Origin of the sequence: Streptomyces sp. SolWspMP-5a-2, from assembly GCF_900091845.1 — a bacterium.
In the GTDB taxonomy this organism is placed as follows: Bacteria; Actinomycetota; Actinomycetes; order Streptomycetales; family Streptomycetaceae; genus Streptomyces; species Streptomyces doudnae.
The window spans coordinates 41,729-55,712 of the sequence record NZ_FMCI01000156.1; the positions used below are offsets into that span (position 1 = coordinate 41,729).

General features: G+C 74.3%; 11 protein-coding genes and 1 pseudogene. 4 read left to right on the top strand and 8 right to left on the bottom strand.

Annotation, left to right across the window (positions count from 1 at the left end; all coding sequences use genetic code 11):
* Nucleotides 1-33 precede the first annotated feature (33 nt).
* A complete protein-coding gene (locus GA0115242_RS16035) occupies nucleotides 34-2,199 on the bottom strand; it encodes a transglycosylase domain-containing protein (protein WP_370672288.1) in 2,166 nt (721 codons plus the stop codon).
* Nucleotides 2,200-3,374: 1,175 nt separating this feature from the next.
* On the opposite strand from GA0115242_RS16035, the pseudogene GA0115242_RS16040 reads away from it, so the two are divergent.
* Together GA0115242_RS16040 and GA0115242_RS16045 are read left to right on the top strand one after the other, a co-directional pair.
* Nucleotides 3,375-3,524 (top strand): annotated as a pseudogene (locus GA0115242_RS16040) (bifunctional 5,10-methylene-tetrahydrofolate dehydrogenase/5,10-methylene-tetrahydrofolate cyclohydrolase); the annotation flags it as partial.
* 208 nt (nucleotides 3,525-3,732) lie between these two features.
* On the top strand, nucleotides 3,733-5,325 hold the full coding sequence (locus tag GA0115242_RS16045) for a discoidin domain-containing protein (protein ID WP_093828930.1): 1,593 nt from the start codon (nucleotides 3,733-3,735) through the stop codon (nucleotides 5,323-5,325).
* 27 nt (nucleotides 5,326-5,352) lie between these two features.
* Here the strand turns inward: GA0115242_RS16045 and GA0115242_RS16050 are convergent, their stop codons facing one another.
* The 3 genes from GA0115242_RS16050 to GA0115242_RS16060 all read right to left on the bottom strand — a co-directional run bounded on the left by GA0115242_RS16050 (nucleotide 5,353) and on the right by GA0115242_RS16060 (nucleotide 7,940).
* Complete coding sequence (locus GA0115242_RS16050; RefSeq protein WP_093828932.1) at nucleotides 5,353-6,486, bottom strand: PP2C family protein-serine/threonine phosphatase; 1,134 nt, start codon at nucleotides 6,484-6,486, stop codon at nucleotides 5,353-5,355.
* A gap of 183 nt (nucleotides 6,487-6,669) precedes the next feature.
* Complete coding sequence (locus GA0115242_RS16055; protein ID WP_256089450.1) at nucleotides 6,670-7,188, bottom strand: nuclear transport factor 2 family protein; 519 nt, start codon at nucleotides 7,186-7,188, stop codon at nucleotides 6,670-6,672.
* Entirely contained in the window at nucleotides 7,185-7,940 is a 756-nt protein-coding gene (locus GA0115242_RS16060) for an SDR family oxidoreductase (RefSeq protein ID WP_093828934.1), read from the bottom strand. The genes GA0115242_RS16055 and GA0115242_RS16060 overlap by 4 nt, the downstream gene beginning before the upstream one ends.
* A 130-nt stretch (nucleotides 7,941-8,070) precedes the next feature.
* Between GA0115242_RS16060 and GA0115242_RS16065 the strand changes: the two genes are divergently transcribed.
* Both GA0115242_RS16065 and GA0115242_RS16070 read left to right on the top strand, forming a co-directional pair.
* Nucleotides 8,071-8,898, top strand: a complete 828-nt coding sequence (locus tag GA0115242_RS16065) for a helix-turn-helix transcriptional regulator (RefSeq protein WP_093828936.1) — start codon at nucleotides 8,071-8,073, stop codon at nucleotides 8,896-8,898.
* A 747-nt stretch (nucleotides 8,899-9,645) separates the two neighbouring features.
* On the top strand, nucleotides 9,646-10,866 hold the full coding sequence (locus GA0115242_RS16070; protein ID WP_237549084.1) for a helix-turn-helix transcriptional regulator: 1,221 nt from the start codon (nucleotides 9,646-9,648) through the stop codon (nucleotides 10,864-10,866).
* A gap of 125 nt (nucleotides 10,867-10,991) precedes the next feature.
* Here the strand turns inward: GA0115242_RS16070 and GA0115242_RS16075 are convergent, their stop codons facing one another.
* The 4 genes from GA0115242_RS16075 to GA0115242_RS16090 all read right to left on the bottom strand — a co-directional run.
* The gene (locus GA0115242_RS16075) at nucleotides 10,992-11,552 is read right to left on the bottom strand and encodes a hypothetical protein (protein WP_093828938.1); all 561 of its coding nucleotides are present in this window, start codon (nucleotides 11,550-11,552) and stop codon (nucleotides 10,992-10,994) included.
* 261 nt (nucleotides 11,553-11,813) lie between these two features.
* Nucleotides 11,814-12,053, bottom strand: a complete 240-nt coding sequence (locus tag GA0115242_RS16080) for a response regulator transcription factor (protein WP_093828940.1) — start codon at nucleotides 12,051-12,053, stop codon at nucleotides 11,814-11,816.
* Nucleotides 12,054-12,319: 266 nt separating this feature from the next.
* Complete coding sequence (locus GA0115242_RS16085; protein WP_093828942.1) at nucleotides 12,320-12,532, bottom strand: hypothetical protein; 213 nt, start codon at nucleotides 12,530-12,532, stop codon at nucleotides 12,320-12,322.
* A 526-nt stretch (nucleotides 12,533-13,058) separates the two neighbouring features.
* The coding region (locus GA0115242_RS16090) for an MFS transporter (protein ID WP_093828944.1) at nucleotides 13,059-13,984 on the bottom strand (926 nt) is incomplete at its 5' end.

Sequence of the window (13,984 nt, forward strand, 5' to 3'; positions counted from 1 at the left end):
TGGTGCCGGTCCTGTCGCCAGGGCTCCCGGTGGTCAGCCGAGTGGGCTCATGGCACCCGTCCAGATGTCATACGCCACGCTGTCCTGCCCAGTTCCCGCAAGCCCCTCCAGGGGCAGCGGTTCGAGACTTTTGGCCAGATCCATCCGGTACACGACGACGGCTGTCGACACCGTGCGGGCCGTACCGACGTACCAGGCCGCCTTGTCGTCGCCGGTGGTCCCGGCCTTGCCGGACACGGCCGCCCCGGCGGGAGCGGCGCCCGGGTGCGCGGTGCGGAAGGAGTCGGCGAGCGCCTGGCCGACCTCGGCGGCGACCCGCGCGTCCATCGCGCGCCCCGAACCGGGCTTGTCCAGGCGCATCGTCGTCCCGTTGCGGGTGATGCGGCGCACCGAGAACGGCTCGGTGTGCTGCCCCTGGGCGGCGAACGTCGCGTACCCGCTGGCCATCCGGATCGCGCTCGGCGTGGAGGTGCCGGTGGACAGGGACGGCACCTGCGGCCCCATGCTGGACGCCAGCAGCCCGGAGGCCTGCGCGGTCTGCTTCACCTTGTCCAGGCCGGTGTCCATGCCCAGTTGCATGAACGGCGTGTTCACCGACCGGGCGAGCGCCTCGCGCAGGGTGATCTTCCCCCAGGACTTCTCGCCGTCGTTGTGCGTGGAGACCTTCTTGCCGCTGCGGTCCCAGTAGGGCCCCTCCGGGGTGCTGACGGGGATGTCGTCGTCGCCGTCGTAGACCGACTGCGCGGTGATCTGCTCCCGTGCCCCGCCGCGCTCCTTGACCACACCGTGTTCGAGACCGGCCGCGTACACGAACGGCAGGAAGGCCGAACCGGCGGGCACGGTGGTGGCGTTGGACTCGTTGTAGCCCTGCTTGCGGTGGTCGGGACCGCCGTAGACGGCCAGGATGCGGCCGTCGGGCGCCACGGAGGCGGCACCGTAGTGCGCGGTCGACGCCTTCTTCGGATCGTCCTGCCGGGCGTCCTTGCGCGCCTTCTCCACCACCTTGTCGAGCGCGGCCTCCCGCTTCCGGTCGAAGGTCGTGTACACCTGGTAGCCGCCCAGGTCGAAGTCCTTGGCCGCGATGTGACCGGCCTTCTGCGCGTACTGGGAGGCGAGTTCGACCAGGTAGTCGCTCTGCTGGCCGGTGTCGTACAGCGGGTTGCGCTTCAGCGGCTCGGGGAAGGTCCGGTACGTCGCCCGCTCCTTCGCCGAGAGCTTCCCGGCCTTGACCATCCGGTCCAGGATCCAGTTCCAGCGCTCCACCGCGCGGGCGTGGTTGGCGGCGCTCAGCGTCGGGTCGTACAGGCCCGCGCCCTTGAGCAGCGACGCGAGGAACGCGGCCTGGCTCGCGTTGAGTTCACTGACGTCCTTGCCGTAGTAGGCCTGCGCGGCCCGCTGGATGCCGTACGTACCGCGCCCGAACCAGCTCGTGTTGAGGTAGCCCTCCAGGATCTTGTCCTTGCTCATCCGGTTGTCGAGCTTGAGGGCGATCATGGCCTCGGTGAACTTCCGGCTGACCGTCTGGTTCTGGTTCAGGTAGACGTTCTTGACGTACTGCTGGGTGATGGTCGAGCCGCCCTGGGTGTCGCCCTTGCCGACCGTGCGCCACACGGCGCGGGTGAGGCCCTTGAAGGAGACGCCGGGGTCGCTGTAGAAACTCTCGTTCTCGGCCGCGAGCACGGCCCAGCGGACGTCCTCCGGTATGTCCTTGAGCGGCATCGCCTGCCGCTGCACCCAGCCGGTGCGCGCCATCGGCGTCCCGTCCGACCAGAAGTAGACGTTGTCCTGCTGGGTCGCGTACGTGTTGAGGTTCGCCGGAATGTCCGTGGCCGCGTAGGCGACGGTCAGGAACAGCCCGCTCACCCCGAAGACGGCGAGCGCGGCGCCCGCCGACTGCCGCCAGGACGGCACCCAGCGCCGCCAGCCGGTCCGTCCGGGCCGCGGGTAGCGGGGCCTGAACCGCTGGACGTACGGCGCGAGCCGGGCACCGAGCGCGGTGACCAGGGCCAGCAGCCGGGCGGGCGCGGGCGGCGGCCGCTCGGCCTTGCGCCGGTCGGCCCGCCCGCTGCGGGCGGCCATGAGCAACTCGGGCGGCGGCACCCGCAGTTGCATGGTCTGGTCCGGAGCGGCGGGCGCGGCGGGGTCGTCCCCCGACCCCTGCGCGCGTTTCGGCGGCGGCGGGGGGACCTTGAGCTGCATGGTCTGATCGGGCGCGAGGGGCACTCCGGCGGGGAGCCCGTCCGGGCCCCGGAATCCTCGGCCGCCCCACGCGCTCCGACCTGGTCGGCCCGCTCGGCGGCATCGGATCGCTCAGGTCGCTCGGGTCGGTCCGCGGGCGTGCGGGGACGCGGGGACGCCGTCTCCGAGGCGGACGCGTCGGGATGACGGCGACGGTCGAGGCGCCCAAGACGGCCGCGGCGCGCGGCAGGTTCGGGCCGCTCGGGCGACCCGGCGGCCGGGGACTCGGGCCGCGACGACCGCTCGGCGGGCCCGTCCTCGGCGGGGTCCGTGACCGGATCCGGCGCGTCGGGAGCCGCGTTCCGGCTGTTCCGGTCGCTCTGAGCGGGGCGGTCGCCCTGCTTCGGCTCGGTGCGCTCCGGGAGCGGACCCACCTTGAGCTGCATGGTCTCGTCGGCGGCGGGCGGGGGCTCGAACTTGAGCTGCATGGTGCGTTCGGTGCGCTCGGCACGGGCGAGGCGCCGTATACGGTCGAGGCGCTCGGGATCGAGACGGGGACGCCGGTTCCCCCCGGAGTCCTCGGTCCCGTCCCGACCGTCCCGCCCGTCGTGTGTCTCGGGGTCCCGCGAGCGCCCCGGGCCGTCGGACCCGTCGCCGGTGAGCCGGCCCGCGCCGCTCTCCCGGCGGGCCGACGAGGCGCCCTCTTGACCCGACGGGGCGCCGTCGTCCTCCCTCCGCCCCGATGACCTGCGGTTCCGCTTCTCTTCAGGGCCCCCCGGCCCCTGCCCCTGCCCCGCCTCAGTCACGGCTGGGCCTCCCTCCGCACTACGTGTAGCTCGCGCGGGTCGACGCAGCCGCCTCTGACGTGGCCCGCCATCCCTTTCGCCCCCAGCCGCTCTGGGGCCCCTCGCGGCCATACAAAATTATCAGCGATCTTTTCAAATCCTCCGCATGGAGGCAGAGGAGACCTCAACACCGGGGAAACACCCGACATCCGACACCCGTCGAACGCGTCGGGAGGCGGGGCGGGGAGCGCTTGAGGAGGCGGGGGAGGGGCGACGCGGGACGGCGGGGGCGACTGCCGCCGGTTCGGGATGAGCGCGGGCGGGGTCCACTACAGTGCGTCCTGGGCCGTGACTGGCGCTGAGGTGGAGCACCACCGGGGAGCGGTCTGACGACTGCGCACATCGACGAGCCGTCGTGCCGTCGTCGTGGGGCGCAGTGCGATCCTCGGCAAGCCGGTCGGGATGCTCCTGCTCGCCCGGGACGCCACGGTCACCTACTGCCACTCCCGTACCGCTGATCTTGCCGCGAGCGTGCGGGAGGCCGATGTCGTGGTGGCGGCCGGTGCGCTCTCGGTCGACCGTGAAGCGGACCGGCCACCGGCAGGCCGCCCCGCCGCCGCAGCGCTCATGTCCCTTCCAACTCCCCTGCGAGGCAACGGCGTTGTCAGTGGGCGCCGTTACGTTGTGGGTCCGGTCCCAGTGATCGGGTCTCGCCGTACGCGCCGCGTGCCGGTTCTGCCGGTGCGCTCCGAACCGCAGAGGAACACCCATGCGATCCGTACCCGTCTTCGCCGACTTCTCCAGCACCCCGGCACGCCTCTCCAACGCCGTGGTCGTCCACCACCGGTGCGGGATCGCCCCCACGCATCTCGCGCTGGGACCCGGAGGGCACATCAAGGTCGACTTCACCGTCGACGCGCCGGCGGAGGACGGCCGGGAGCCCGGCGACGCCGTCGTCACCGTCACCCTCCCCGGCACGTCCGCGCCCCTCGACGTCCTGCTCAACGGGAAGGCCCTCGCGGAGCGCCTGGAGACGGGCGGCGAGGGGGCGGACTCCGGGGCGCGCCGTGTCGTGCTCACCGCGCCCGCCGACGCGCTGACCGCGGGCGCCAACCTCCTGGAGGTGCGCAACCCCGAGGGCTCGGACGCGCTGCTGCGGATCGCCGCCGTCACCGTGGCGCCCGCGCACGACCAGGACCGCGCCGAGCGCGCCATGGCGGCCCGGACGGCGGCGCGGTCCGTGGTCACCTTCGACACCCACGTCCGCGCCCCCGGCACCACCGCCTGGCAGCCCGCGCCCCCGGTGCGGTTCCACCTCGACGCCGGCGGACGGGCCGTGCCCGCGCAGCTCTCCTGGCGCGGGACGGACGGCTCGGAGGCGTCCGTCGGACTCGGCGCCGACCTCTCCGGCTTCCTGGGACACCGCAGGGCGGCCGACGCCAAAGTCACCGAGTACCGCGGCACGCTCACCGAGCGCCTGGCCTACCCGGACGGCACCGCGGGGACCCGGCTGCGCCGCTTCTCCACGGAGGAGGCGCGCGGTGACGTCTGGACCCCGTCCGGCGAGCTGCGGCTGCTCCTCGACGACGGGGGAGCGCCGCTGGAGCGGGTGACCTGGACCGACCGGAACGGCGACACCACCTCGCTCGCCCTGAGCGGGGGCGTCGCTGCACCCGCCGTCGCGCCCGTCGGCGAGCTGCGGGACATCACCCCGACGGTCGTCGGCATCGACGCGAGCGACGAGTTCGAGGAGTGGGCCGAGGTCGCCGAGAACCTCGTGAGCAAGGCCCGCACCAAGTGGCTGGCGCGCGACGAGACGGCCGAGGTGACCTTCACGCTCGCCCAGCCCGCCGCCGTCGCCGCCTACCGGCTGACCTCGGCCAACGACGCGCCCGACCGGGACCCCCGTGACTGGTCGCTCCAGGGGTCCCACGACGGGGTCCACTGGACGGCCGTCGACTCCCGCGCCGACGAGCGCTTCCACGGCAGGCACGAGGCGCGCGAGTACTCCGTCGCCCACCCGGCGTCCTACTCGCGCTACCGGCTCCGCATCGAGCGCAACAACGGCTCCGACCTGACCCAGCTCTCCCGCGTGCAGCTCCTCGCGGGCGGCGCCGCGCAGCCCGGTCCCGCGGACACGGACACCGTCGACTTCACGGGTTACCGCGCGCTGCGGGAGGGCGCCCCCACCGGGTACCGGGGGACCGCCGTCCCCGGTCCGTGGTCCGACGTTTCCGGCGAGCCGTCCACCGCCGACGGTCCGGGCAGGCTCCTCGCGGGCGACCTGGGGGAGACCGCCCGGAGTCTCGACGAGGCGGCCCGGCTCATCGGGAAGCTCTCCGCCTACCTGAAGGAGTCCTGAGCCCGGACGGCCTGGGGTCGCGCCCGGTCAGCGGAGGCCCCGGGCGGAGGAGTCGCGGGGCGGGTCCCGTTCGAGGAGGATCATCGCCGCGTCGTCCTCCAGATGTCCCCGCGTGTGGTCAAGGAGGGAGGCGAGGAGCTGGTCCACCAGCTCCTGCGGGGGCCCGTCGCGCAGCCGCGTCAGGTGCGCGGACAGGTCGAAGAACCTCCTGCCGGGATCGCGGGCCTCGACTACTCCGTCGGTGTACAGCAGCAGCCGGTCGCCCGGCTCGAACGGGTACGTCTCCACCCGCATGTCGGCCGTGTCCAGGAACTCCTCCAGGCCGAGCGGCGGCAGCGAGGACACCGTCTCCAGGGCGTCCGTCGCACCCCGGTGGAGCAGCAGCGGCGGGGGATGGCCACGGCTGACCAGTTCGACCACGGCCGCGTCCGACACCTGGGCGAGGACCGCCGTGACGAACTCCTCCGAGGGGCCGCGCGCCTCCGTCTGCCGTGAACGGCTCTCCGCGCCCGACAGCTCACGGCGCAGCGCGGCCTCGCAGCGCCTCATCACCTCCGGCAGCTCCGGCGCGTACTGGGCGGCCTCGCGGAAGGCGCCGAGGACCGCGGCCGACGAGCGCACCGCGGGCAGCCCCTTGCCCCGCACGTCCCCCACGATGATCCGGACCCCGAAGGGAGTGGCCAGCACCTCGTACAGATCGCCCCCGATGCGCGCCCCCGCCTCGGCGGCCAGGTAGACGCCCGCGGCCCGCACGTCCTTGACCCGGGTCGGCACGGGGCGCAGCACCACGTCCTGCGAGACCTGCGCGATCCGGCGGACCCGCGCCAGTTCCCGGTCCCTGCGCACCCGCGCGGTGCTGGTCGTGAGGCTGGCCACGGAGACCACCACCAGGGCCAGCAGATTGGCATAGACCTGCCCGGTGCCCCAGGCGTGGTTGTAGGTGGCGGTGATGCTGCTGACCGCCCCCGCCGCGAGGGCCACCGAGCCGGTCCCCACCGGGCCCATCGTGACGGCGGCCAGCGCGGGGGCCGGGGACAGGAGCGGCCCCGTGTAGAGGAAGCGGGCGGGGGACAGCTCGATCGTCAGCACCGCCACGAGCACCGCTACGGGCAGGGCCCTCGCCAGGGCGAAGAGGGTCCTGCTGGACGTGATGGGGCTCATCGTTGCTGCTGAGCCGTCCGGTGCTCGCATGGATCGAGCTTCTCACCGCACCGGCGAGGGCGCTCTGTCGTTCCCGCCGTCCGCCCGTCCTCCGGGACGCGGGGCGGGCGGCGCGCGGGGCGGGCGGGGCGGTGCGCCGGCGGAGGTTCCCTTCCTCGTCGGACGGCGGCGGGCCCCGCCCGGTCAGTCCCCCTCGAACGCCCCCACCGTGTCCTCGCCCGTCGTCCACCACACGCCCAGGCGCTGGCGGGACAGGAGCCACCCGGTGTCCTCCCTGCGGAACTCCCAGTCGTAGGGGCCGCCCATGGCGTAGGGCGTCGTGGTCCGTCCGGGGGCGGTGACGGCGACGAACCACATGTAGCCGGTGCCAGTCGCCCGGTCTCCTGACGTGTCCACGTCCACGTCCACGTGCAGGTTGAGGATGTGGTGCTGCATGGTCGCGTAGGGCGACTCGGCCTCCTCGACCTTCGCGCGGACCGCGTCCCGGCCCCGGACCCGTTCCCAGGGGCCGAACTCCAGCACCGCGTCCTCGGTCCAGCAGGCCGACCACGTCGTCCAGTCCTTGCGGTCCAGCGCCCACCAGCCGCGCATCATGAGGGCCCGCAGGGCGTCCCGGTCCTCCAGCGCCCGCACCCTCCGGGCCAGGTCGTGCGTGTCGGGGACGGTGGGGACGGCGGGCCGCCCGGCCGGGTCCGGGCTCACTGGGCGCTCGCCGCGGGCCGCACCACGATCTCGTTGACGTCGACCTCCGGCGGCCTGCCGATGGCGAAGGCGACGGCGTCCGCGATCGCGGACGCGGGCACGGCCACCGACCGGTACGTCCGCATGGCCTCCCGGGCCACCGGGTCGCCGATGCTGTCGGCCAGCTCGGACTCGGTGACGCCCGGCGAGACCAGCGTGACCCTGATGTCACCCCCGGACTCCTGCCGCAGCCCCTCGGAGACCGCCCGGACCGCGAACTTCGTGGCGCAGTAGACGGCCGCGGTGGGCGACACCTCGTACGCGCCGACCGAGGCGACGTTCACGAAGTGCCCGCCGCCCCGCGCCCGCATCAGGGGCAGCGCGGCGGCGATCCCGTGCAGGACACCCCGCAGGTTGACGTCGATCATGCGGTCCCACTCGTCGGTCCTGAGCGCGTCGATGGGCGACAGCGGCATCACCCCGGCGTTGTTGACCATCACGTCCACCCGGCCGTGACGCGCCTCGGCCGCCGCCGCGAACTCCCGCACGTCGGCCGCGTCGGTGACGTCCAGCCGCCGCGCCGCCGCCGTGCCGCCCGCGGCGGTGATCTCCTCCACCAGCCGGTCCAGGCGGTCGGTGCGCCGCGCGCCGAGGAACAGCATGTGCCCGTCGGCGCCGAGGCGACGCGCGGTCGCCTCCCCGATCCCGCTGCTCGCCCCGGTGATCAGGACGACCTTGGCCGCCCGCCCGGTCGTCCCCGTCATCTCTGTCATGTCTGTCACGACTGCCTCTTCTCTCGGAGGAGACCGAGTCTGTGCGGGTCGTGCCGCACGGCCCAGGCCGCCTGCTGCCTGGGTACGGCACACCCAGGCGGCGTTCCGGGCCGCGTCCTAGCCTGGGGGCATGAAGGACAACGAGCTGGGGGAGTTCCTGCGGGCGCAGCGCGCCGGTGTGCGGCCGGACCAGGTCGGGATGCCGAGCCACGGCGTGCGCCGGGTGGCCGGTCTCCGCCGCGAGGAGGTCGCCGTACTGGCGGGCATGAACGTGGACTACTACACGCGGCTGGAGCAGGGCCGCGAACGCCGCCCCTCGCCGCAACTGGTGGACGCCCTCAGCCGCGCGCTGCTCCTCGACGGCGACGCCCGCGCCCACCTCCACCGGCTCGCCGGGACCGTGCCCTCCCGGGGGGCCGCCGGAGTCACCGGCCGTGTCGACCCCGCGCTGCGCGTCCTGCTGGACGGCTACACCCACACCCCCGCGCTGGTCATCGACCCGACGCTCGACATCCTGGCCGCCAACTCCCTCGCGCAGGCGGTCTACGCGCCGTTCGAACCGATGGACAACCTGGCCCGCATGGTCTTCCTCGACCCGCTGGGCCGGACCTTCCACCCCCGGTGGGAGGAGAACGCCGAGGCGGTGGTGGGCCATCTGCGGCAGACGTCCGGCGTCGACCCGGGCAGCCCGCGCCTCGCCGACCTCGTCGCCGAACTCAGCTCGCGCAGCCCGGACTTCACCCGGCTCTGGGAGAGCCACCACGTGCGCGGCAAGACCCGCGGCGACAAGTGCTTCCGCCACCCGGACGTGGGTGAACTCTCCCTGACCTACCACGCGTTCGACGTGCGCGACGTGCCCGGACAGCAACTGGTCATCTACCACGCCGAACCCGGCAGCCCCAGCGCGCAGGCGCTCGGCCTGCTCGGCTCCGTGCACGCCACCGCCCGCCAGGGCTGAGCCCCGCCCCCGTCTGCCCCGCTGGTATGTCCCCCGGGACGGAGGGGAAGGATGACGCCGTGGCCGAACTCTGTCCGGAAGAAGTGCGCCAGAACACCGCGCTGGTCGGGAAGAAGTGCGGCCCGCCCGGGGCGGTCCGGTGGGCGCGGGGGCTCGGCCTGCCGCCGGGTGTTCCGGGGTGCCCGCCGTCGAAAGTCGTCATGTCGCGTCACCGACCTGGACGCTAAGGTGTTGCCTGCCCAGCGAGGGACTGGCTCCGGTCCGCCGGGCCGCCGGTGCGGACCGGCGGCGCGCGGTGCGGGGACCGGGGGCGCGTCCGGCGATCTGTGAGGCCGGACGGGGCTGCCGTGGTGCGGCTCCGGCACGCCCCCACCGCGGCCGACCGCGTCGCACGGGGCCGGACCGGACGGTCCTCGACGACAACTCGGTGAACTCTCGTCGGCACAACGGTCCGTGTGGTGCACGCGGGCCGTCCAGGGGAACGGATGCGATGAACACACGACAGTCTCTCGACCCCGTCGCGGGGCGCACGTCCTGCCGCGCGGCCGTCGGCGACCCGGGCGCGGCGGCTGCCGGTGCCGGTCGGCCCGGTGCCCGCGCGGTCGCCCGCCGTGCCCAGGTGAATCGATTCCCCGGGGGTGGCGCGAGCCCGCTCGCCCCCGGCACGTCGAAGCCGCGGCGCCCGGTGGTCGGAGAGCGGAGCCGCGCGGTGTCCGGCGTTCCCGCGTTATTCGTCACAGACAGGGGATGACTTTGAGGCAGCAGGCCGATGGCCACCTGTTCGGGGTGGGCGACAGACTCGGCGCCGAGGAGGTGGCCGTCTACCGGTGGCTGGCCCTCCACCGCCAGGTCGATCTGTCCCGGATGGCCGGGGAACTGGGGCTCGACGAGGCGTCGGTGACGCGGACCGTCGACTCCCTCGTCCACCTGGGCCTGATCCAGCCCGACGCGGAGGACGACGGGGTGATGCGGGCCGTCGACCCGCACCTGGCCGCCGCGGTGGCCACCGCGCCGCTGGAGAGGTCCATCCGCGAGCAGCAGATCTCGCTGCGGGCCTTCCGCGACCAGTTCGCCCAGCTCTCCGCGCACTACGAGGAGGGGCTGCGGGGTGCTCCCGCCGCCCTCCAGACCATCCCGGCCCTGACCGAGGTGCGGGTCGCCCTCGACCGGGCCGCCCAGCGGTGCCGGGAGGAGATGATCACTGTCCAGCCGGGCGGCACGCGCGCCCCCGAGGTCCTCACGGACGCGCTGGCCAGGGACAGCGAGGTGCTCGCCCGGGGGGTGCGCATCCGCACCCTCTACCACCACACCGCGCGCTTCAACAGCCCGAGTCAGGCGTACGTGGCCATGGCCAGCGCCCTCGGAGCCGAGTACCGCACCGCCCACCAGCTCTTCGGCCGGATGATCGTCTTCGACCGGGAACTCGCCTTCCTGCCCGACCACAAGGGGACGTGGGGCGCGGTCGTCATCCGCGAGCCGTCGGTCGTGCACTTCCTGTGCGAGCTGTTCGAGCAGGTGTGGACGGAGGCCCAGCCGTTCTCCGACGCCGCCACGGACGGCCTGGAGGCGGTCGCCAAGGACCTGGACCGGACGATCCTGCGGCTCCTCGCGACCGGCCGGAAGGACGAGACGATCGCCCGTCGCCTCGGCATGTCGCTGCGCACCACGCGCAAGCACATCGCGGACATCATGCAGACGCTGGGCGCCGGAAGCCGCTTCCAGGCCGGGTTCGCCGTCGCCACCCGGGGGTTGCTGGGCGACGACGTCGACGAGGAGATCCCCGGCCCGGACTCCGGCCCCGATCCCGTCCCGGATTCCGGCCCGGACCCCGCCCCGGGTTCGGTCCCGGGTCCCGCCCCGGTCTCCGGCCCGGACGCCGACTCCGGGGCCGCGCGGAGGCCGGAGCGGTCCGCGGGGGCGGAGGAGGGCAGGGGGAACGAGGGGGCCGAGGGCACCGAGAGGGCTTAGCGGCCCGGGGGGCCTGAACGGGTCGCGGATTGGCGGGCGTTCGGGCGCGCTGGTCGTCGGGCGGTCGTCCGGGTCGGGCTGCTTGCCGAGCAACTCCGCTGCAACTGACGGTGCTTGACGTTACGTCAGTCCGTTTCTCCCAGGACGAGTTCCAGCAGCACCGTCGGCGTGTGGACGTCCAGCAGGCTGTAGACGTGGTCGCGGGGCACGAAAAGTGTCCCGCCCGCGCGCAGGCGCAGGTCCACGGTGCCCCGGGGGCCCGAGTCCGGGGCGCCCTCCCCGCGCGTGAGCGTGCAGCGGCACGCGCCCTCCAGCACCGTCACCGTGCACTCCGTCCCGTCCGACGTGCGCCGTCCGCCCACGGACAGGGAGCGCATGAAGCGGAAGGCGGGCCGGACCCGCAGGCCCAGCAGTTCACCGAGCGAGGACGCGAGGAGTTCGGCCCGCGAGCCCGGGGCCGCGGGGCGTTCCTGGGGTTCGTCGGGTGGCGGGGGCCCGTTCTCGGCGGCGTACGGCCAGCCCTTGCGCGGATAGGAGGGCCGCGCGATGCGCAGCAGCTCGGGCAGCGTGTCGAAGTCCTCGGGCCACAGCAGCGCCGGTCCCTTGTCCCCGTTCGTCGCGACGCACAGCGCCAGCTCCTGGACGAAGGACTCGAGCGGCTTCTCCAGCCGTCTGGGCTCAGGCACAGCTCTCCGATCTCGCGTCCGCCCGGCCCCGGGGACGAGGGGCGGCGGGCGCCGTCGAGTCGGCTGGTTCCGTGAATGCCTGTCACCGGGACCCAGGTGTCCCGGCACCGTCCGACGGCGGTGTGAGAGACATTGTTCAGTTCGGGCGGCCTGACCTGTAGTCACGTATTCGCGCCACACGGAACCTGCCGCCCGGGAGGGCGGCGGCCGCGACGCGACGGGCCCGAAGCGGGCCCGCCCGCCCCCTCGGGTGCCGTCCCCTCAGCTCCGCGGTGCGGCGGCCGGCTCCTCCGTCGCGGGGGTCAACGCGAAGGCCAGGCGCAGCAGATGGACCCGGTTGCGGGCCTTCGTCTTCGCGCGGATCCGGCGCAGATAGGTGTCGACGGTGTGCGGGCTCAGATTCATGCGGCGCGCGATGGACGCGTAGGTGAGGCCGTCCGCGAGATGCGCCAGCACCTCGCGCTCGCGGTCGCTCAGCGATGCGATCGCTTCGGGAACCATCGGATGACGTGTGTCCTTCTGGTCGGCCGGGCGGACCCCGGCGCCCGCGGGCCCACCCGGGGCGGACGGTCGGACGGGGTCGTTCCCGGCGGCTCGGGGCGGACGGTCGGGCGGGCGGAGCCGGTTCCGGTGGCTCGGGGCGCGGGACCGGACGGGCGGTGCCGGTCGGGCGGGACCGGACGCGTGGTGGCGGTCGGCGGGAGCGGTCGGGTGGAACCGGACGCGCGGTGCCGGTCGGCGGGGTGCGGATCGCCCCCGCGGGCGGCTCAGCCCCAGCCGCTGTCGTCGGTCGGGGAGCCGACGCCCAGCACCGACGCGCCGCCGACGGGTGCCTTACGGCCCCAGCCGCTGTCGTCGGAGAACGCCGTGGCGGCGCCCGCGGAGAGGCGCGAGGACACCGGGCTCTGCGCGCCGGATACGGCGCCGAGAGCGAGCAGCGCGACGGCGATCGCGGCGGTGACGGGGCGGCTGGCTATCACGGTACGCTCCTGTGTTTCGGCGGGAGATGGGGCGTTTCCGGGGTGGAATCGCCGCTGTTCCAAGGTTCTCCGCCGCGGCAGTCGCTGGCCATGGGGTCCGCTGCTCACCAACCTGTGCGGCAACAAAGACGAACGGGTGGCGAAACGCGCGAACGGCGGTGAAACGGGACGAACGGGCCGCCTGGGAAGGGGAATTCGTGTGCAGGGCGCGCGGGAGACGCGTGCCGTGTGCGCGCGAGGTGCGGGCCGTGCGCGATCGATGTGCGATCGATGTGCGCGGGGGACGCGGACGGAGAACGGCCCACGACGAACACACCGGGGACCGCCCGCCGGGCACGGCACGGGACGGGGTTCTGGGGCAGCCCGCCGGGCACGGACCGGGCATCGGGCGACCGGGGGACCGGGGCACCGGGCCCGCCCGCCGGGCACGGTCCCCGTGGCGGGCATCCACGCGTACTCCCCGTGGGTCGTCCCGCCAGCGGGCCCGCCCGTCCCCCCGGTGGCCCGTCCCCGTCCCCGTGCGCTGCTACGCCCCCGTCGTCGAAGGGGCCGTCGGGGTGAAGTCGCGCAGGCCGCGCAGGGGTGAGCAGATCACCCACAGCGTGGCCAGCGCGGTGCCGGTCGCCGCGACCCACAGCGCGCCCCGGACGCCCAGGTACTCGCCGAGCACGCCCCCGGCCAGCGCCCCGAGCGTCATCGCGCCGAACCCGAGGAAGCGGACGGTGGCGTTGACCCGGGCCAGCATGGCCTCCGGGCAGACGACCTGGCGGTAGCTGACCTGGGCGACGTTGTACACGACGACCCCGTACCCGGTGACGAGGAGACCGGCGAGCGCCGGGACCAGGAGCGCACCGGGCCCCGCGAGCGGCACCAGCAGCAGCGCGGGGAAGGTCGCGAGCGGCACCAGCCAGACCGCGCGGGCCTGGCCGATCCGGCGCACGACGCGGTACGCCGACAGCGCCCCGAGCACCCCGCCGAGGCCGAGGACGCTCAGGACGGCCCCGACGGCGGACCCGGTCAGGCCGAGCGCGCCGGTCAGGAAGAGGACCTGGACGGCGCTGAGGACACCGGTGAAGAAGTTCGCCGTCGCCGTGCAGCAGGTGATGGCCAGCAGGGTGCGGCTGCGGGCCAGGAACCGCAGCCCGGCCCGCACTTCGGTGAGCAGCGGCCGGTCCGCGCCGTCCGCGGGCCCCGGCGGGTCCGTCTCCCGCACCCGGCGCAGCAGCAGCGTCGACGTCAGGTACCCGGCGGCCATGGCCAGCACCGGCCAGGCTGGCCCGGTGAGCTGGGCCAGCGTGCCGCCCACGCCGGGCCCGGTGACCTGGGCGAGGGACTGGCTCGACTGGAGGCGGGCGTTGCCTTCGAGGAGCCGGTCGCGGTCGACCAGGGCCGGCAGGTGGGACTGGTAGGCGACGTCGAAGAGGACGGCGAGGACCCCGCACAGCAGCGCCA

Excerpts from the sequence above, each read along its gene's own strand:
- GA0115242_RS16070 (WP_237549084.1), top strand. The coding sequence starts at position 9,646 with ATGACTTTGAGGCAGCAGGCCGATGGCCACCTGTTCGGGGTGGGCGAC.
- GA0115242_RS16080 (WP_093828940.1), bottom strand. The coding sequence starts at position 12,053 with ATGGTTCCCGAAGCGATCGCATCGCTGAGCGACCGCGAGCGCGAGGTG.
- GA0115242_RS16050 (WP_093828932.1), bottom strand. The coding sequence starts at position 6,486 with ATGAGCCCCATCACGTCCAGCAGGACCCTCTTCGCCCTGGCGAGGGCC.
- GA0115242_RS16065 (WP_093828936.1), top strand. The coding sequence starts at position 8,071 with ATGAAGGACAACGAGCTGGGGGAGTTCCTGCGGGCGCAGCGCGCCGGT.
- GA0115242_RS16045 (WP_093828930.1), top strand. The coding sequence starts at position 3,733 with ATGCGATCCGTACCCGTCTTCGCCGACTTCTCCAGCACCCCGGCACGC.
- GA0115242_RS16035 (WP_370672288.1), bottom strand. The coding sequence starts at position 2,199 with ATGCAGCTCAAGGTCCCCCCGCCGCCGCCGAAACGCGCGCAGGGGTCG.
- GA0115242_RS16060 (WP_093828934.1), bottom strand. The coding sequence starts at position 7,940 with ATGACAGAGATGACGGGGACGACCGGGCGGGCGGCCAAGGTCGTCCTG.